The sequence below is a fragment of the Paraburkholderia sp. C35 genome (assembly GCF_003121405.1).
Lineage (GTDB): Bacteria > Pseudomonadota > Gammaproteobacteria > Burkholderiales > Burkholderiaceae > Paraburkholderia.
This window is the reverse complement of the sequence record NZ_QBUY01000022.1, coordinates 78,322-97,227: the sequence shown is the minus strand read 5'-3', so window position 1 is coordinate 97,227 and position 18,906 is coordinate 78,322. Positions and strand designations below refer to the sequence as shown.

Annotated in this window: 17 protein-coding genes and 1 pseudogene; 12 read left to right on the top strand and 6 right to left on the bottom strand. The window is 62.5% G+C overall.

Translation table 11 applies throughout. The features are described from left to right. Positions 1 to 326: 326 nt before the first annotated feature. The 3 genes and pseudogenes from DK391_RS16220 to DK391_RS16210 all read right to left on the bottom strand — a co-directional run. A complete protein-coding gene (locus tag DK391_RS16220; protein ID WP_109478980.1) occupies positions 327 to 1,778 on the bottom strand; it encodes an NAD(P)(+) transhydrogenase (Re/Si-specific) subunit beta in 1,452 nt (483 codons plus the stop codon). Then, on the bottom strand, positions 1,779 to 2,111 hold the full coding sequence (locus DK391_RS16215) for an NAD(P) transhydrogenase subunit alpha (protein WP_109478993.1): 333 nt from the start codon (positions 2,109 to 2,111) through the stop codon (positions 1,779 to 1,781). Positions 2,112 to 2,127: 16 nt separating this feature from the next. Then, positions 2,128 to 3,267 (bottom strand): annotated as a pseudogene (locus tag DK391_RS16210) (Re/Si-specific NAD(P)(+) transhydrogenase subunit alpha); the annotation flags it as partial. Positions 3,268 to 3,555: 288 nt separating this feature from the next. Between DK391_RS16210 and DK391_RS16205 the strand changes: the two are divergent. The 12 genes from DK391_RS16205 (at position 3,556) to ureG (ending at position 15,055) form a co-directional block, all read left to right on the top strand. Beyond that, the gene (locus DK391_RS16205; protein WP_109478979.1) at positions 3,556 to 4,053 is read left to right on the top strand and encodes an NUDIX hydrolase; all 498 of its coding nucleotides are present in this window, start codon (positions 3,556 to 3,558) and stop codon (positions 4,051 to 4,053) included. A 43-nt stretch (positions 4,054 to 4,096) separates the two neighbouring features. Next, positions 4,097 to 5,248: a tRNA 2-thiouridine(34) synthase MnmA gene (mnmA, locus tag DK391_RS16200; protein WP_109478978.1), complete on the top strand. Its 1,152-nt coding sequence runs from the start codon at positions 4,097 to 4,099 to the stop codon at positions 5,246 to 5,248. Between the two features lie 311 nt (positions 5,249 to 5,559). Then, a complete protein-coding gene (locus DK391_RS16195; RefSeq protein WP_109478977.1) occupies positions 5,560 to 7,170 on the top strand; it encodes an FMN-binding glutamate synthase family protein in 1,611 nt (536 codons plus the stop codon). A gap of 774 nt (positions 7,171 to 7,944) precedes the next feature. Beyond that, positions 7,945 to 8,637 (top strand): urea ABC transporter ATP-binding subunit UrtE, encoded by a 693-nt coding sequence (urtE, locus tag DK391_RS16190; RefSeq protein WP_109478976.1) that lies wholly within the window; start codon positions 7,945 to 7,947, stop codon positions 8,635 to 8,637. 33 nt (positions 8,638 to 8,670) lie between these two features. Continuing rightward, complete coding sequence (locus DK391_RS16185) at positions 8,671 to 9,558, top strand: urease accessory protein UreD (protein ID WP_109478975.1); 888 nt, start codon at positions 8,671 to 8,673, stop codon at positions 9,556 to 9,558. A 194-nt stretch (positions 9,559 to 9,752) separates the two neighbouring features. Then, positions 9,753 to 10,556, top strand: coding sequence for a transporter substrate-binding domain-containing protein (locus tag DK391_RS16180; protein ID WP_109478992.1), 804 nt, complete (start codon positions 9,753 to 9,755; stop codon positions 10,554 to 10,556). A gap of 132 nt (positions 10,557 to 10,688) precedes the next feature. Then, positions 10,689 to 10,991: an urease subunit gamma gene (ureA, locus tag DK391_RS16175; RefSeq protein ID WP_028370188.1), complete on the top strand. Its 303-nt coding sequence runs from the start codon at positions 10,689 to 10,691 to the stop codon at positions 10,989 to 10,991. Positions 10,992 to 11,001: 10 nt separating this feature from the next. Continuing rightward, positions 11,002 to 11,307 carry an urease subunit beta gene (locus tag DK391_RS16170; protein ID WP_109478974.1) on the top strand — a complete coding sequence of 102 codons (306 nt, stop codon included), beginning with the start codon at positions 11,002 to 11,004 and terminating at the stop codon, positions 11,305 to 11,307. A 68-nt stretch (positions 11,308 to 11,375) separates the two neighbouring features. After that, on the top strand, positions 11,376 to 13,082 hold the full coding sequence (gene ureC / locus DK391_RS16165) for an urease subunit alpha (RefSeq protein WP_109478973.1): 1,707 nt from the start codon (positions 11,376 to 11,378) through the stop codon (positions 13,080 to 13,082). Position 13,083: 1 nt separating this feature from the next. Continuing rightward, on the top strand, positions 13,084 to 13,722 hold the full coding sequence (gene ureE / locus DK391_RS16160) for an urease accessory protein UreE (RefSeq protein ID WP_109478972.1): 639 nt from the start codon (positions 13,084 to 13,086) through the stop codon (positions 13,720 to 13,722). Next, the gene (locus DK391_RS16155) at positions 13,709 to 14,389 is read left to right on the top strand and encodes an urease accessory UreF family protein (RefSeq protein ID WP_109478991.1); all 681 of its coding nucleotides are present in this window, start codon (positions 13,709 to 13,711) and stop codon (positions 14,387 to 14,389) included. Before ureE ends, DK391_RS16155 begins: the two co-directional genes overlap by 14 nt. 24 nt (positions 14,390 to 14,413) lie before the next feature. Continuing rightward, positions 14,414 to 15,055 (top strand): urease accessory protein UreG, encoded by a 642-nt coding sequence (ureG, locus tag DK391_RS16150; protein ID WP_109478990.1) that lies wholly within the window; start codon positions 14,414 to 14,416, stop codon positions 15,053 to 15,055. Between the two features lie 31 nt (positions 15,056 to 15,086). Here ureG and waaA read toward each other — a convergent pair whose 3' ends face one another. From waaA to waaC, 3 genes are all read right to left on the bottom strand, one after another. Next, positions 15,087 to 16,385, bottom strand: a complete 1,299-nt coding sequence (gene waaA, locus DK391_RS16145; protein ID WP_109478971.1) for a lipid IV(A) 3-deoxy-D-manno-octulosonic acid transferase — start codon at positions 16,383 to 16,385, stop codon at positions 15,087 to 15,089. Between the two features lie 91 nt (positions 16,386 to 16,476). Then, complete coding sequence (locus tag DK391_RS16140) at positions 16,477 to 17,361, bottom strand: Kdo hydroxylase family protein (RefSeq protein WP_109478970.1); 885 nt, start codon at positions 17,359 to 17,361, stop codon at positions 16,477 to 16,479. Positions 17,362 to 17,478: 117 nt separating this feature from the next. Beyond that, entirely contained in the window at positions 17,479 to 18,480 is a 1,002-nt protein-coding gene (gene waaC / locus DK391_RS16135; RefSeq protein ID WP_109478969.1) for a lipopolysaccharide heptosyltransferase I, read from the bottom strand. Positions 18,481 to 18,906 lie beyond the last annotated feature (426 nt).

Here is an 18,906-nt window from a genome sequence, read left to right as displayed (position 1 = left end):
CGCGACAGCCGACACACCGTTTGCCACCTGGGCGGCCTGGGCCGAACTGGTAAGGCCCGCTGAGACGCGGGTGTTTGAAGAGGGTGATGCGCTCTTTAAGAGCGCCGGCAGCGGGCATCAAGACGAGTGATGCCCTGTGAAGGATAGGACCGGCTGGGGACCCGCAGGCAAGGACCGTAGTGGGTGGTGTTCAGCGGCTTTCTTTTGCCTACTTTTCTTTGCCGCGGCAAAGAAAAGTAGGTGCCGCCCCGCACAGGGGCAACCCAGGCAGACCACTAACAAAAAGCGGATGCCAGCAAAAAACCGACACCCGCGCGACACAGCGCCTAATCCACTGACTTAACCATATCCTCGATCACCTTCTTGGCATCCCCAAACACCATCATGGTTTTATCCATATAGAAGAGATCGTTATCAAGCCCAGCATACCCAGCCGCCATCGACCGCTTATTGACGATAACAGTCCGGGCCTTATAGGCCTCGATAATCGGCATACCAGCGATCGGTGATTTCGGATCATTCTTGGCCGCCGGATTCACCACGTCATTCGCGCCAAGCACCAGCACCACATCGACCTGACCAAACTCGCCGTTGATATCTTCCATCTCATGAACGATCTCATACGGCACTTCGGCTTCAGCGAGCAGCACGTTCATATGCCCCGGCATCCGGCCCGCCACAGGGTGAATCGCGTACTTCACGTCTACGCCCTTCTCGATCAGCAGATCAGTCAGTTCCTTCAACGCATGCTGCGCGCGAGCAACGGCCAGACCATAACCCGGCACGATCACAACCGTTTCGGCATTGCCGAGCATGAACGAAGCGTCTTCCGCCGAACCGGACTTCACGGGCTTCTGTTCACCAGACCCAGCCGCCGTCGCCGCGCCAGCCTCGCCGCCAAACCCGCCGAGAATCACGTTGAAGAACGAGCGGTTCATCGCCTTGCACATGATGTACGACAGAATCGCACCCGACGAACCGACCAGCGAGCCAGCAATGATCAGCATCGCGTTGTTCAGCGAGAAGCCGATACCCGCTGCCGCCCAACCGGAGTACGAGTTCAGCATCGACACGACGACAGGCATGTCCGCGCCGCCAATCGGGATGATGATCAGCACACCCAACGCAAACGCGATCACCGTCATGATGATGAACGGCAGCCACGATTGCGTGAGGAAGAAGATCACGCCAAAGCCGATCATCGCGAGCGCAAGCAGCAGGTTGATCAGATGCTGGCCTGCATACACGACAGGCGCGCCCTGAAACAGCCGGAACTTGTACTTGCCCGACAGCTTGCCGAACGCGATTACCGAACCGCTAAACGTAATCGCACCGACGAACGGGCCGATGCACAGTTCGATCCGGTTGCCATAGGGCAGGAAGCCGGGAATGCCTTCCTCGGCGCCGAGCCCGCACGCGGCCGGCTCCGACACGACGGCATACGCAATACACACCGCCGCCATACCGATCAGCGAGTGCATCGCCGCGACCAGTTCCGGCATCTTCGTCATCTCGACGCGCGCGGCGACAAATGCGCCAATCCCACCGCCCACGACCAGCGCGACGAACACCAGAGACAGTCCAAGCCCAAGATTCGAGCCCAGTGCGGCAGCCTGCTTCGCGATCAGCGCAACGGTCGTGAGAATCGCGATCGCCATGCCGACCATGCCGAACATGTTCCCGGTTCGCGCGGTCTTCGGATTCGACAGCCCTTTCAACGCCTGAATGAAACAGACGGAGGCAATCAGATAAAGGAGCGTAACGACGTTCAGGCTCATTTACGCACCCTCCTTCGCGCCACCAGGTGCGGCAATCTTCTTCGGCTCCTTCTTCTTGAACATCTCCAGCATTCGTCTGGTCACGAGGAACCCGCCGAACACGTTAACGGCTGCCAGCGCCACGGCAACCGTGCCGAAGAACTTGCCCGTACCGCCGACCGTCAGGCCCGCCGCGAGCATCGCGCCGACAATGACGATCGCCGAAATCGCGTTCGTCACGGCCATCAGCGGCGTATGCAGCGCCGGTGTCACGTTCCAGACGACGTGGTAGCCGACGTAAATCGCCAGCACGAAAATGATCAGGTTGATCACGGTATGGTTGATGACTTCCATGATGCGTGTCCCCTCCAGCCTTGCGCGTGACTTCGCCGTCGCGTGCCAGCAGCGTGGCCGCGACGATGTCGTCTGCGAGATCGATATTGAGCGCGCCTTCCTTCGTGACGATCAGCTTCATGAAGTCGAGCAGATTGCGTGCGTACAGCGCCGAAGCATCCGACGCGACCATCGACGCGAGATTCGTATAGCCCGCGATGGTCACGCCATGCTTGACGACGACCTTGTCCGCTTCCGTCAGCGGACAGTTGCCGCCGCGCTGGCCTTCGTATTCGGCGCCGCGTCCCGCTGCAAGATCGATCAGCACGGAGCCGGGCTTCATCGCCTGCACGGTTTCGACGGAGAGCAGGGTCGGTGCGGCACGGCCCGGAATCAGCGCAGTCGAAATCACGATGTCGGCCTGCTTCGCGCGTTCGTGCACGAGCGCCGACTGACGCGTGAGCCATGACGGCGGCATCGGCCGCGCATAGCCACCGACGCCTACGGCTGCTTCGCGTTCCTCATCGGTTTCATAAGGCACATCGAGAAATTTCGCACCGAGCGATTCGATCTGCTCTTTCACGGCAGGCCGCACGTCCGATGCTTCGATCACGGCGCCGAGGCGCTTGGCCGTTGCAATCGCCTGCAAGCCCGCGACGCCCGCGCCCAGAATCAGCACGCGCGCCGCTTTCACCGTGCCGGCCGCCGTCATCAGCATCGGCATGAAGCGCGGATACAGATCGGCGGCGAGCAGCACCGCTTTGTAGCCCGCAATGTTGGCTTGAGACGACAGTACGTCGAGACTTTGCGCACGTGTCGTACGCGGCGCGGCTTCGAGCGAGAACGCAGTGATGCCCGCAGCTGCTAGCTTCGATGCGTTCTCCGCATTAAACGGCTCCAGCATGCCGACCAGCACCGTGCCTCGTTTAAGAAGCGGGAGTTCTGAATCGGTGGGGCTTTGAACCTTGAGAACGAGCTCTGCGCCAAACGCGGCAGGCGCATCGACCAGCTCTGCGCCCGCAGCTGTGTAAGCATCGTCCGGATAACTCGCGGGCGTTCCTGCCCCGCTCTGCACGCTAACCCTGTGGCCCTGCGACACGTACTTCTTGACCGTCTCGGGCGTCGCGGCGACGCGTGTTTCGTACGGCCGCGTCTCGGCTGGCACTCCGATGTGCATCGTGAATCCTCCTCGACCATCCTGTTATGAAAATCTGGAATCGCCGACGAGGGACAGCGCCGGCAATGCAAAAAGGCAAGTGCAACGGCTAGCACGGCTGGGGCTTCAGCCACGAGGTCCACTTTAACCGAAGTCCAGGGGCAGATCGAAATTGGTATCGATCCCGGTATTCAGGAAGGCGATCCTTATGTCTTTCCGTGCCTTTTTCGTCGATCTGTGCTAGATCCGGCCCGATCGCGCTAGCCGGGCACCGGCAAGCCAGGCCCATAAACGGTAAAATGGCGTCCCATGAAACCGGAAACCTGGGCTCCGCATGTCACGGTGGCGGCCGTCGTCGAAAGCGACGGGCGTTTTCTGCTGGTCGAAGAACACACGCCCGCCGGGCTGCGTCTGAACCAGCCCGCCGGGCATCTGGAAGCGGGCGAATCGCTGGCGCAAGCCGTGATGCGCGAAACGCTCGAAGAGACGGCGCAGCCGTTCACACCTGAAGCGCTGGTCGGCGTCTACATGACGCATTTCAGCCGGCCCGATACCGTCGATGGCCCGCAGGATGGCGTCACGTATCTGCGCTTCACGTATTGCGGCTCGACAGCCGGCGCACCCATTGAAGGCCGCGCGCTCGATCCCGATATCGTGCGTACCGTCTGGATGAGCGCCGACGAACTGCGCGCGTGCCCCGAGCGGCATCGCACGCCGCTCGTGATGCAGTGTGTCGACGACTACCTCGCAGGCCGGCGTTTCCCGCTCGACTTCGTGCAAACGCATTCGGTCGGGCCCTCCCGATAGAACGCGTGCTTCGGCACGACCCAGAGCAGTCAGGCAGAGTCAGATGAGCAAAAAACGAGTAGTGGTAGGCATGTCAGGCGGCGTCGATTCGTCCGTCACGGCATGGCTGCTGAAAGAACAGGGTTACGACGTGGTCGGCCTGTTCATGAAGAACTGGGAAGACGACGACGACAGCGAATACTGTTCGACCCGTGAAGACTGGATCGACGTCGTCTCCGTCGCGGACCTGCTCGGCATCGACGTCGAAGCAGTCAACTTCGCAGCCGAATACAAGGATCGCGTGTTCGCCGAATTCCTGCGCGAATACTCGGCGGGACGCACGCCGAACCCCGACGTGCTGTGCAACGCCGAAATCAAGTTCAAGGCCTTCCTCGATCACGCGATGTCGCTCGGCGCGGAAACCATCGCGACGGGCCACTACGCGCGCGTGCGCGAGGTCGATGGCCGCTTCGAGCTGCTGAAGGCACTCGATCATACGAAAGATCAGTCGTACTTCCTGCATCGTCTGAATCAGGCGCAGTTGTCGAAGACGCTGTTCCCGCTCGGCGAAATCCCGAAGACCAAGGTCCGCGAGATCGCCGAACAGATCGGCCTGCCGAACGCGAAGAAGAAGGATTCGACGGGCATCTGCTTTATCGGCGAGCGCCCGTTCCGCGACTTCCTGAACCGCTATCTGCCGACCAAACCCGGCCCGATGAAGACCACGGAAGGCAAGACGGTCGGTGAGCATATCGGCCTCGCGTTTTATACGTTCGGGCAACGCAAGGGCATCGGCCTCGGCGGCAGCAAGGACGGCAGCGGCGAACCGTGGTTCGTCGCGGGCAAGGACATTGCGTCGAACACGCTGTATGTTGCGCAGGGCCATGACCATCCGTGGCTGCTGAGCCATACGCTGACAGCCGGTAACACCAGTTGGGTCGCGGGTCACGCGCCCGAGGTCGGCCACGCATGCGCCGCCAAGACACGCTACCGCCAGGCCGACGCGGCGTGCACGTTCGGCGCGCCGGAAGGCGCTGACAAAAACGCGCTCTTTTCCCTTCATTTCGCCGACGCCCAATGGGCTGTCACACCGGGGCAATCGGCTGTGCTCTACGATGGTGATGTGTGCCTCGGTGGCGGCATCATCGAACACGCGGCGACGGCCCAACCCGTCGCCCGCCAGCCTCAGAAGGCGGCGCTGCTGACCGCGCGCTGAGCCTTGCCGTGAAAGGCTCGCGGACACATTCCGCGAGCTTTTCACGCCGACATCGCTGCACTGATTCCCGCTTCGTTGTATCTTCCGGGCGACGGTTGTCCCGCCGCCCGGTTTCGTCACGCTTACGGTTCCCTACATGATCCGTCAAACGCGCCGTTAACTGACGTGAAGCCGAGCTGAGGAAGAACAACCCGCCGTACCGTTTCGCAGCGCGATCCATCCCCACGGACGCCCGCTGATTTCACGAGAAGACGCCGACGCGCCCGCGCCGGATGCTTCCGCTGCGATGCAATCAACGCAATGGAGTTGTCATGTTTTCTCGACGTTATCTGGCGATGTGGGGTGCCATCCTGCTGCTCGCGGCCTGTGCTGCGCTGGCGGCAACCGGTCACATCGCATGGCTGTGGATCATCATTCCCGCGCTGCTGGTCGCGCTGGGTGTCTACGATCTGACGCAGGAGCGCCACGCGCTCCTGCGCAACTATCCGCTGTGGGGTCACGCGCGCTTCCTGTTCGAGTTCATCCGGCCGGAAATCCGCCAGTACTTCGTCGAAGACGACACGGAAGAGAAACCTTTCTCGCGCGCGCAACGCAGCATCGTCTATCAGCGCGCGAAGAACGAAGTGGACAGCCGCCCGTACGGCACGGAACTCGACGTCAAGGCGACGGGCCACGAGTTCATCAGCCATTCGCTGGTGCCGACCAAGCTCGATGGCCACGACTTCCGTATCGTGGTCGGCGCGAACCGCGCGAAGCCCTACTCGATGTCGATCTTCAACATCTCGGCGATGAGTTTCGGCTCGCTGTCGGCGAACGCGATCCGCGCGCTGAACCTGGGCGCGAAGAAAGGCAACTTCGCGCACGACACGGGTGAAGGCTCGATGTCGAAGTATCACCGCGAGCATGGCGGCGACATCATCTGGGAAATCGCCTCGGGCTACTTCGGCTGCCGCAACGACGACGGCACGTTCAACCCCGACAAGTTCGCCAAACAGGCCAGCGAGCCGCAGGTGAAGATGATCGAGGTGAAGCTGTCGCAAGGCGCGAAGCCGGGTCATGGTGGCGTGCTGCCTGCTGCGAAGATCACGCCTGAAATCGCCGAGACGCGCGGTGTGCCGATGGGTCGCGATTGCGTTTCGCCCGCTACGCATTCGGAATTTTCGACGCCGCGCGAACTGCTCGAATTCGTCGAGCGTCTGCGCAATCTGTCGGGCGGCAAGCCGACGGGTTTCAAGCTGTGTATCGGGCATCCGTGGGAGTTTTTCGGTATTGCCAAGGCGATGCTGGAAACGGGCATCCTGCCCGACTTCATCGTTGTCGATGGTGCGGAAGGCGGCACGGGCGCGGCGCCGCTGGAATTCACCGATCACATCGGCGTGCCTTTGCAGGAAGGGCTGCTGCTCGTGCACAACACGCTGGTGGGCGTCGGCTTGCGCGACAAGATCCGGATTGGCGCGAGCGGCAAGATGATCACGGCGTTCGATATCGCCAAGACGCTGGCGATCGGTGCTGACTGGGTGAACGCGGCGCGTGGTTTTATGTTTGCGGTCGGCTGTATTCAGGCGCAGACGTGTCATACCGGTCGATGCCCGACGGGCGTTGCTACGCAGGATCCCGTGCGACAGCGCGCGTTGATCGTTACCGACAAGTCGGATCGCGTGTTTAATTTTCATCACAATACGCTGCATGCGTTGCAGGAGATTGTTCAGGCTGCAGGGCTGCGGCATCCTGCCGATCTGCGGGCACATCACATCGTGCGGCGGGTGTCTTCCTATGAGGTTCGATTGATGTCGGATCTGTTGAAGTATCTCGAGCCGGGTGATCTGCTCGTTGGTAACTATCGCTATACGCTTTATGAGAAGTATTGGCCTGTGGCACGGAGTGATTCGTTTGCGCCGAATCTGGAGCCTGTTGCTGTTTGATGGTGGATTTTGCGGGTGTTCACGGTTTTTTTTCGCTGGCATCCGCGGTTTGTTAGTGGTTCTTCATGCGTTGCCCCTGTGCGGGGCAGCACCTACTTTTCTTTGCCGCCGCAAAGAAAAGTAGGCAAAAGAAAGCGGGCTAACACCGCCCGTTCTGGCATTTGCCTGCGGGCCCCCCACGGTTCCTATCCTTCACACGACAACCTCTCAGTCACCGCCCGTTGCCCACGCTTCGAATAGTCGCCTACCCCACTCCAACTACCCGTAGCGCCCCAAGCGGCAGCGACTCGCATATGCAGCCCAGGTGGCAAACGGTGTGTTGGTCGTAGCACTTCCCGCGCGAGCGATCCTACGACACCGCCTTTGCTTTTCAGTCCGGAGTGAAGCGTATAAGGCGCGACAGCCGACACACAGTTTGCCACCTGGGCGGCCGGGGATTAACTGGTAAGGCGCGCTGTAATGAGGGAGTTTGAAGCGGGTGATGCGCTCTTGAAGAGCGTTGGCAGCGGGCATCAAGAAGAGTGATGCCGTGCGAAGGATAGGACCGGTGGGGGACCCGCAGGCAAGTACAAGGGCTGGCGGTGTTTAGCGGCTTTCTTTTGCCTACTTTTCTTTGCCGCGGCAAAGAAAAGTAGGTGCTGCCCCGCACAGGGGCGACGCGTGAAGTGCGAAGGCAAATCGCGGATGCCACCGAAAAGCAAAGGCAAAAAGCGAATGCCAGCGCTAAGACAAAACCGCCGCCCGCCGCATGGCAAATAAAGAGGAACATGCAAAATGCTTGAAGTAGAAAACCTGAACCAGTACTACGGCGGCAGCCACATCCTAAGAAACGTGAAGCTGACAGTGCCGGACGGCAAGCTAACAGTACTACTAGGCCGAAACGGCGTCGGCAAGACAACCCTGCTAAGAACCCTAATGGGCGTAGTCCCCATCAAAACCGGCGAAATAAAATGGCGCGACACGGCGATCACAAAACTCGCCCCGCATGCGCGCGTAGCGCAGGGACTCGCCTACGTGCCGCAAGGCAGAGACATCTTCCCAAGACTGACGGTAGAAGAAAACCTGCTAGTCGGCGCAGCCAGCAAAAAAGCCCCGAAAAAAATCCCGGACCGCATCTACGAGCTATTCCCGGTCCTGAAGGACATGAAAGCGCGCCGCGGCGGCGATCTGTCCGGCGGCCAGCAGCAACAACTGGCCATAGGCCGCGCACTAATGAGCGAACCGCAACTGCTCATCCTCGATGAACCCACAGAAGGCATTCAACCTTCGATCATCCAGGACATCGGCAGAACCCTCCGCCAGCTGGTAGAAGAAATGGGCCTCACCGTTCTGCTCGTCGAGCAATACTACGACTTCGCCAAAGAGATCGCCGATCGCTACTGGGTCATGAGCCGCGGCGAAATCATCGCAGGCGGCGAAGGCGTCAACATGGACAACGACGGCGTACGTACCCTGATCGCGGTATAACGGCGAGACACCGATAACTGCTATCCTCGCCGCATGTCGCTGCACGAACAACACACCACACTCGCCACCATCGACGATCCGTCGCACGCCCACTCTCAATGGCGCGCACGGCTCGAACTCGGCTTCGCGAAACACGGCGAGCGAACCACGCTCGATCATCGTCTACATGAAGGCCCGCTGCGTCTGCAACGGCCGCTTTATCCCGAAGGGCAGCAGATCTGTCATGCCGTCATCGTGCATCCGCCCGGCGGCGTCGCGGGCGGCGACCGGCTCGATATCGATATCCGTCTCGATGCCAATACGCATGCCGTGCTCACCACGCCCGGCGCCACCAAGTGGTACAAGTCCAACGGACGCGAAGCACAACAGCACATCGCGATCCGCGTCGGCCAGCATGCAAAGCTCGACTGGCTGCCGCAGAACAACATCGTCTTCGATCACGCCAATGCGTCGCTCGACTTCTCGTTGACGCTCGACGAAGGTGCCACAGCGCTCGGCTGGGACGCGACTCAACTCGGCCGTCAGGCGGCCGGTGAAACGTGGTCGGCGGGTCATCTGCGAGCGGTGTCGCGCATTGTCGGCACGAACGGTCAACCGCTCTGGTTCGAGCGCGCGAAGCTCGCCGCTAGCGACGCGCTGCGCGACGCACCGCAAGGACTTGCTGGCTTCCCCGCATTCGGCACGCTGTGGGCCGTCAGCCCGCGTTGCAACGACGCGCTCGCTGAAACGCTCACCGCCTCGCTGCCCTACGACGACACGATCCGCGCCGCCGCATCGTGCGTGTGCGATGGCTTGCTGATCGTGCGCGCCGTCGCACGGTCGATGGAAACGCTGCAGCAAGCGTTGACGCGTTGCTGGCTGCAATTGCGGCCCATCGTGCATCAGGTCGACGCAAATCCGCTGCGCATCTGGACTACCTGAGCACGCTTCAGCTAACGCACCATATCCGGGCATCATCACGCGCCGACGTGGTGCATCAACACGCGAACGCTTCCGCCACGCCTTGCACAGCTTACATGGCATAGCCCTTGCTGCTTATGGCGCCTCGCGAACGCCGCCTCGGGCGGCACATCGCGAAGTCCGCTAAAAATCACACGCCGAAGCTGATCGCCAACATGACCAACGCAACCGTACATCGCCCGCGCCGCGCGTGGCTCGCCGCCCTGCTGCTCTCGCCGCTCCTGACGCTCGCCGCGCCCCTCGCGCACGCCGACGCGCTCGATAACATCACGAAGTCCGGCGTGCTGAAGGTCGCCGTGCCGGAAGACTATCCGCCGTTCGGCGCGGTTGGCCCGGATCTGAAGCCGCAAGGCTACGACATCGATACGGCCGCGCTGCTCGCGAAGTCGATGAACGTGAAGCTCGAACTCGTGCCCGTCAACAGCGCGAACCGCATTCCGTACCTGCAGACCAACAAGGTCGATCTCGTGATCTCGTCGCTCGGCAAGACGCCGGAACGCGAAAAGGTCATCGACTTTTCGACGCCGTATGCGCCGTACTATCAGGGCGTGTTCGGTCCCGCCGACATCAAGGTCGCCAGCCCCGCCGATCTCACCGGCAAGACGGTCGGCGCGACGCGCGGCGCGCTCGAAGAAATCGCCCTCACGCAGATGGCGCCGAACGCGACCATCAAGCGCTTCGAGGACAACAACGCGACCATCGCCGCGTTCCTGTCGGGCCAGGTGCAGCTGATCGCAGCGGGCAATATCGTTGCGGCTGCCATCCTCGCGAAGAATCCGCCGCGCCGTCCCGAGCCGAAGTTCGTCATCAAGAACTCGCCGTGCTTCGTCGGCATGAACAAGAACGAGCCGCGTCTGCAGCAGAAGGTCGATGCGGCCATTGCGCAAGCGAAGCAGGACGGCACCTTGAACACGATGTCGAAGAAGTGGTTCGGCGCGCCGCTGCCTGCCGATCTGTAAGCAGTGCGTTGGACGAGACTGGTATCGTGCGCCGATGCAGACGATGCGCGATACCGGTAGCATCGCGAGCGCATCCCGCCATAGAATGATCCGCGCGGCCCGCGCTCATGGGCATAACCAACAACGAATGCGATGAAGCTCACTCCACGCGAAAGAGACAAACTCCTGATCTTCACGGCCGCGCTGCTCGCGGAACGGCGCCGCGCACGTGGCCTCAAGCTCAACTATCCGGAAGCCGTCGCGTTCATCACGGCTGCGCTGATGGAAGCCGCGCGCGACGGCAAGACGGTCGCCGAAGTGATGCACTACGGCACCACATTGCTCACGCGCGACGACGTGATGGAAGGCGTGCCCGAGATGATTCCCGATATCCAGGTCGAAGCCACCTTTCCCGACGGCACGAAACTCGTGACCGTTCATCACCCTATTCCGTGACGAGGCGCGCATGATCCCAGGTGAACTGATTACCGACGACGGCGAGCTCGAACTCAACGCGGGCCGCGCGACTATCTCGGTCACGGTATCGAACACGGGCGACCGGCCCGTGCAGGTCGGCTCGCATTACCACTTCTACGAAGTCAACGACGCGCTTTCGTTCGATCGCGAAACGGCGCGCGGCTTTCGTTTGAACATCGCGGCCGGCACCGCCGTGCGCTTCGAGCCGGGCCAGGAACGCACCGTCGAACTCGTCGAACTGGCGGGCGACCGCGTCGTCTACGGCTTCAACGGCAAGGTGATGGGCAAGCTCTGATCCGCTGCTGACGCGGAAATTAGCGGGAAAGCGCGGGAAATAGCGGAAAAACTCGGGAACCTCACAACATGACATTACGCATTGGCCGCCGCGCATACGCGGAAATGTTCGGCCCGACCACGGGCGACCGCGTGCGCCTCGCGGACACGGAACTGCTGATCGAAGTCGAACGCGACTACACGATCTACGGCGAAGAAGTGAAATTCGGCGGCGGCAAGGTGATTCGCGACGGCATGGGCCAGTCGCAACGCGTCGCCGCCGACGTGGTCGATACCGTCGTGACGAACGCGCTGATCCTCGATCACTGGGGCATCGTCAAGGCCGACATCGGCATCAAGAACGGCCGCATCGCGGCCATCGGCAAGGCGGGCAATCCGGATATTCAACCGGGCGTGACGATCGCCATCGGCGCCGCGACGGAAGTGATCGCGGGCGAAGGCATGATCGTGACGGCGGGCGGCATCGACACGCACATTCACTTCATCAGCCCGCAGCAGATCGACGAAGCGCTCGCGAGCGGCGTCACGACGATGCTCGGCGGCGGCACGGGCCCGGCAACGGGCACCAACGCCACCACCTGCACGCCGGGACCGTGGCACATGGAACGCATGCTGCAGGCCGCCGATGGTTATCCGATGAATCTCGGCTTTCTCGGCAAGGGCAACGTCAGCCAGCCGCAGCCCGCGCTCGAACAGATCGCTGCGGGCGCCATCGGTTTGAAACTGCATGACGACTGGGGCACGACGCCCGCGGCCATCGACAACTGCCTGTCCGTCGCCGACGACACCGACACGCAGGTCGCGATCCACACGGATACGCTGAACGAAGCAGGCTTCGTCGAAGCGACGGTGGCCGCGTTCAAGGGCCGCACGATCCACACGTATCACACGGAAGGCGCAGGCGGCGGCCACGCGCCCGACATCATCAAGGTGTGCGGCGAATCGAACGTGCTGCCGTCATCGACGAATCCGACGCGCCCTTACACCGTCAACACGCTCGATGAACACCTCGACATGCTGATGGTCTGCCATCACCTCGATCCGTCGATTGCGGAAGACATCGCGTTCGCCGAATCGCGCATTCGCCGCGAGACGATTGCGGCTGAAGACATTCTTCACGACCTCGGGGCGCTGTCGATGATCTCGTCCGATTCGCAGGCAATGGGCCGTGTCGGCGAAGTGATCATCCGTACGTGGCAAACGGCGCACAAGATGAAAGTGCAACGCGGCGCGCTGCCCGAAGACAACGCGCGCAACGACAACTTCCGCGCGAAGCGTTACGTCGCGAAGTACACCATCAACCCGGCGCTCACGCACGGCATCGCGCATGAAGTCGGTTCGATCGAGCCGGGCAAGTGGGCCGATATCGTGTTCTGGGAACCGGCTTTTTTCGGCGTCAAGCCGGCGCTGATCCTCAAGGGCGGCATGATCGCGATGGCGCAGATGGGCGATCCGAACGCGTCGATTCCGACGCCGCAGCCCGTGCACTATCGCGAGATGTTCGGCACGCGCGGTGGCGCATTGGGACGCACGTCGCTGACCTTCGTGTCGCAGATGTCGCTCGATGCGGGCATCACCGAGCGTTACGGCCTGAGCAAGCGTATCGTGGCAGTGAAGAACTGCCGCAACGTCACCAAAGCGCACATGATCCACAACGCGTGGCAGCCGTCGATCAGCGTCGATCCCGAGACGTATCAGGTGATCGCCGACGGGCAATTGCTGACTTGCGAGCCCGCAAAAGTCCTGCCGATGGCGCAACGCTATTTCCTGTTCTGACATGCGTACGATCGACAAGTTGTTGGGCGCCCATATCAAGCTGGCGCCCGTCCTCATTAAACGCGCACCGACGCTGACGCTCGCGTTCGACGCGCGCTGCAAGAGCCGTCTTGCCGCCACGCTCGACGGCGGCGAAGAGGTCGCGCTGGTGCTGCCGCGCGGCACGGTGTTGCGCGACGGCGATGTGCTCGTCGCCGACGACGGCGGCCTCGTGCGCGTGGTCGCGGCGCCCGAATCCGTGTTGTATGTGCGCGCACCCGATGTGCTGACGCTCACGCGCGCGGCGTATCACCTCGGCAACCGGCATACGCCTGTCGAAGTGGGCGCGGATTATCTGAAGCTCGAATACGACCCGGTACTGGCCGATATGCTCAAGCGGCTCGGTGCATCCGTCGATCAGGTCGAGATGCCGTTCCAGCCTGAAACAGGCGCGTATGGCGGCGGTCATCGGCATGGTCACGACGAGACCTTCGCCGAAGACTATGCACTCGCTCAGCAGGTGTATGGCGAGCATCATGGGCAAGCGCATCCGCATGATCATGACCATGCGCATTCACATGACCATGCTCACGATCACGACCATGATCACAGCGAGTGCGGTCACGATCATGACCACGGCCATCACCATGCGCGTCGCTGAACTCACTGCACTGTTGCATCTGGCGTCGCCGGCGCTGCCGATTGGCGCGTTCAGCTATTCGCAGGGACTCGAAGCTGCCATCGAGACGCAACTCATCACCGATGCCGACAGCGCTGCCACGTGGATCCGCAGCGGCCTGTCGAATGTGCTCGCGCGCGGTGAGTTGCCGTTTCTAGCGCATCAGATCGAACGTTGGCGTGCCCATGACGCCACGGCGTTGACGGAGGCCAACCGCGAGTTTCTCGCGAGCAGAGAATCGGCGGAATTGCGACGCGAGACGGAACAGATGGGCTGGTCGCTGCGACAGTTGTGTGCATCGCTCGAATGGGGCGATGAAGCGCGCCGCAAGACGCTCGCATCGATGACGCCCGTCGCGCAGCCGACAGCTTTCGCATTCGCCGCCTTCGCGCACGACGCCGCCACCGATGCCGCGCTCGCCGCGTATGCATTCAGCTGGGTCGAGAACCAGGCGGCGGCGGCATTGAAGGCCGTGCCACTGGGTCAGCTTGCGGGTCAGCGGATCATCGTCGCGTTGCGCGAGCCGATCGACGCCGCTGTCACGCAGGCACTCGCCACCTCCCCCGACGACATCAACACCTTCGCGCCGCAACTCGGCATCTTGTCGGCGCGTCACGAGTCGCAGTATTCGCGGCTCTTCCGCTCATAGACTTTGGCTTTTGACGAACAGAACATGAACGCTCCTCATCCGATGCAACGCACGAAGAAACTGCCGCCACTGCGCGTGGGCGTAGGCGGCCCGGTCGGTTCCGGCAAGACGACGCTGCTTGAGATGCTGTGCAAGGCGATGCGCGACACTTACGACCTCGTCGCCATCACCAACGACATCTACACGAAGGAAGACCAGCGCCTGCTGACGGTGGCGGGTGCGCTGCCCGCCGAGCGCATCATGGGTGTCGAGACGGGCGGCTGCCCGCATACGGCAATCCGTGAAGATGCCTCGATCAATCTCGAAGCCGTGGACCGCATGCTGACGCGGTTTCCCGATGCCGATATCGTGTTCATCGAATCGGGTGGCGACAATCTCGCGGCGACGTTCAGCCCCGAGTTGTCGGATCTGACCATTTACGTGATCGACGTAGCCGGCGGCGAGAAGATTCCGCGCAAGGGCGGCCCGGGCATCACCAAATCGGATCTGCTGATCATCAACAAGACGGATCTCGCGCCGATGGTCGGCGCGAACCTCGAAGTCATGGCTTCCGATGCGAAGAAGATGCGCGGCGAGCGGCCGTTTGTGATGTGCAACCTGAAGGCGCTCGAAGGCCTGGATCAGGTGATTGCATTCGTGGAGAAGAAGGGACTGCTGAAGGTGTGATCCAGCAGTCCTGGCAGGCATCTGCGCGAGCTTACTGCGGCAGCAGCGTCGTCAGCACGTTCACGGTCCGAACGGTTGCCCCACGGTGGCTCGCGGCGAACGCCGACGCCGCGCCGCCCATCGCCACGCGGCGCGCCTTGTCCTCGAACAGTTCGCGCAGCACGCGCGCGAGGTCGGCGGGATCTTTCACCTGCACACAGGCGCCGGCCGCCACTGCATCGGCCGTCGCCTGCGTGAAATTGAACACATGCGGCCCGATCAGCACGGGCACACCCACACCCGATGCCTCGATCAGATTCTGGCCGCCCAGCGGCAACAGACTGCCGCCGATAAACGCCACATCCGACGCCGCATAGTAAGCACCCAGTTCGCCCATCGAATCGCCGAGCAGCTCCTTCACGTCGCGCGGCAGATCGGGCACGGTCACTTCACCGGCAGCCGCACCCGCAGGCGCCCACGCCGCACGGCGCACGCAACGCAACCCCTTCTTCTCGCCGAGCGCCGCGACCTCGTTGAAGCGCTGTGGATGACGCGGCACCAGCACCAGCAGCGCATCGTCGACACCGAGTTCAGCGAACGCCTGCAGCACCAGTTCCTCTTCGCCTTCGCGCGTGCTCGCGGCCACCCACACCGGACGCGTGCCGATGGCCGCCCGCCACGCATGCCCGCGCGCAGCGAGCTCGGGCGGCGTGCTCATATCGAACTTCAGGTTGCCGAGCACGGCGACATTGCGCGCGCCCAGTGCAGACAGCCGCGTCGCATCCGACGGACTCTGCGCGAGCACCCGCGCAAACCCGCCGAAGACATCGCGCGTCGCATTGCCGAACTTTGCCGCACGCCGGAACGAACGCTCCGACATGCGCGCGTTGGTCAGCACCAGCGGCACGTCGGCGCGCCGGCATTCGTCGATCAGCGTCGGCCACACTTCCGTTTCCATCACCAGACCGACGGAGGGCCGCCACGCCTTCAGAAAGCGCCGCACTGCGTGCGGCATGTCGTACGGCAGATAACAGCGCAACACGCGATCGCCGAAAATCTGCTCGCCGGTTGCGCGGCCACTCGGCGTCATGTGCGTGAGCAGAATGCGCGCGTCGGGCCGCGCCTTGAGCAGCGCTTCGATCAGCGGCTGCGCCGCGCGCGTCTCGCCAACCGAGACGGCATGCACCCAGATCAGCGGCGTATCGTCTTCGGGCACGCGGCCACGCACGAAGCCGAAGCGCTCGCCGATATGCTCGCGATACCCGCGCTCCTTGCGCGAACGGATCAGCAGACGCAGCACCGCGATGGGCGCGATCAGCCACCACAGCGTGTTGTAGATGAACCTCAGCATCGTGCCCCCGACAGCAGTGCACCGGGAGCAAAAACGTCTGCACGCATGGCAAGACGCACGATGATGTTCACGGAGAAAAACAGCGCGCCGCTCAAACCAGCGCCCTGCCCTTCAGACGTTCGAGAATGCCGAGCGGCGCGCACTCCGGCTGCGCCATCGACTTGACGGGCAGGAAGAAGGTCTGCTCCATCATGAACTGCCCGGACATCACGGCATGCGAGGTCTGATCCGAGAAGCACACCCACACGCAGCCCGGCGGAAACGGCATGGTCACTTGCGGCGACACCTTCTGATAGTCGAGATCGGCCTTCATGCCGTCGTGGAGATTGAGCATCAGATGGTCGTATTCGCTGCGCGGCGTTTTGGTCACATGCAGCAGGTTCAGCAGCCACGCCGAGCCGGGCATCTGCGGCTTGATGCGGGGCAGGAAGCGCTTCGCCATATCTTCGAACGGTTCGCCGACACGCCACACGCGCGGTGCGCCATTCGGGTTGATGTTGGTGAACACGCGCAGGATGCGTTCGCCGTAATTGGGCCGCGACGGGAAGGCATCGACGTGCAGACGGCTATCGTCCTTGCGCCACGATGTCTCGCGCGTTTCGACCTGATGCAGCCGCAGGCTGGTCGGCGCGACGCGCAGCTTGCCCTTGTACTCGGGAAACAGCCCGTCGACCAGCGATCTCGCGTTGCCCTGATAGCGCGCAATCAGCGCGCGCACGGCCGATTGCGTGACGGCATCGCCCAGCACGCCGTGCAGCGCGCCGCCGTTCGGCGCGAGGCTGATGTTCTTGCGTTTCGGATCGGCCAGCGCGACATCGAGCAAAGCGCGCTCGCCGCCTTCGATTGCGAAAGCGAGATTCGGAAAATACAGCACCTTGCCGCGCTCGACACCCGCGAGCAGCGTCTCGCGCGGGATGGACAAGCCCTGGCCGTGCCAGTCGGCGCTCGTTACTTCGATGATCTGGGATTCGTTCATGATCGCCTTTTCAAAGCGGATAAAGCTGGGCACAGCGGGGCTGCCGATGCGAGCCAGCCGCCGCGCGCGCCGTGCCCGTCACGGGCATGGCGGAACGCATGCGACATCTGCGACGCATCACAACAGGCCGAACCCTTCAAGCGCGGATTTGACCTGTTGCAGCGTGGGCGGCTGCCCTGCCGTGCCGAGATTCACGACGTTCGGCGACCAGTAGCCGCCCGTGCGCCATGAAGTGGCGAAATTGTACAACTCGACCGTCGGGCGTTTCAGCGCGGCTGCGATGTGAACCAGACCTGTATCAACTCCGACGGTTGCTGCCGCGCCTTCGATCAGGCCGACCACGGCGGGCAGCGACAGCTTCGGCGGCACGATGGCGGCGGCGCCGAACTCTTTGGCGAGGCGCTCGCTGGTCACGCGCTCGGCGTCGCTGCCCCACGGCAGCACGATCGACGCACCGCGCCGCACCAGCGCCTGGCCCAGTTCGATCCACGCGGCATCGGGCCATTGCTTGTCGGCGCGGGACGTGGCGTGGACGAACACCACGTAAGGCACGGGAAGATTCAGTTGCGCTTCCGAGAGCGCCAAGGCGGCGCGACGCGTGTCGAGACCGAAGTCGATGTCGTCGGTAGGTTGCGGCGCGGGGTCGCCGAGCGCGGCCGCGACCAGTTGCCGCGTGCGCTCGACGACGTGCGTGCGCGGCGGAATCGGCACGCGCCGGTCGTAGAAAAAGCGCACGGGCCATTCGTAGCCAGCCCCGTCCGTGCGGTTGCCGAGGCCGACTAGCGGCCCGCGCGCCATTTTCGCGACCCAGGCGGTCTTGATGAGGCCCTGGCAGTCGATCACGAGATCGTAGTTTTCGGCGGCCAGTGCGCGGCGGAACGCGCCGATTTCACGCCAGTTATCGACGGAGAGGATGCGCTTGCGCCAGCGCCTCAGCGACACGGGAATCGCGCGCCGCACGCCGTCGACGAGTTCGACCAGCTTGACGAAGCTCTCTTCGACGAGCCAGTCGATCTGTGCATCGGGGTGACGGCGACGGATGTCGGCGATCACCGGCATGTTGTGAACGACGTCGCCTAGCGACGACACTCTCACGATCAGGATCTTTTGCGCGCTCAAGAATGGTGGCGCCGTGGGAACGGCGTGGCGGTGCGGTGGAAAGGTCGCAATTTTAGCGCGCTCCGTGTAAGGCGAGCGGATTCTGTGTTTCGGGGCTCTTTGATGGTGGCTTGCTGCGGGCATGCGTGAAGGTGAAGCGGAATTCGTATTGCTCGCGTTCACGGACCTGCATCGAGGGAAGACTGCCCGTACTGTCAATGTGCTGACAACGTTGTCTGCGCAGTAGGCAATTCGTATTGCCCGTCGCGATGATCCTTTCTGGAAGCTGCGAAATGCGAACATTGCATCTTCGCGAGACAGTCACTGTTCGCCTTGCTGTGAAGCTGGCTGTGCAGATGCATGACTGCATGCAGGTGGAAATTTTTGGCCTATATGTCGGCCAGTTGTCGATCATCTGTCAGCCATCTTTAGGGTGCCGTCCGGCAA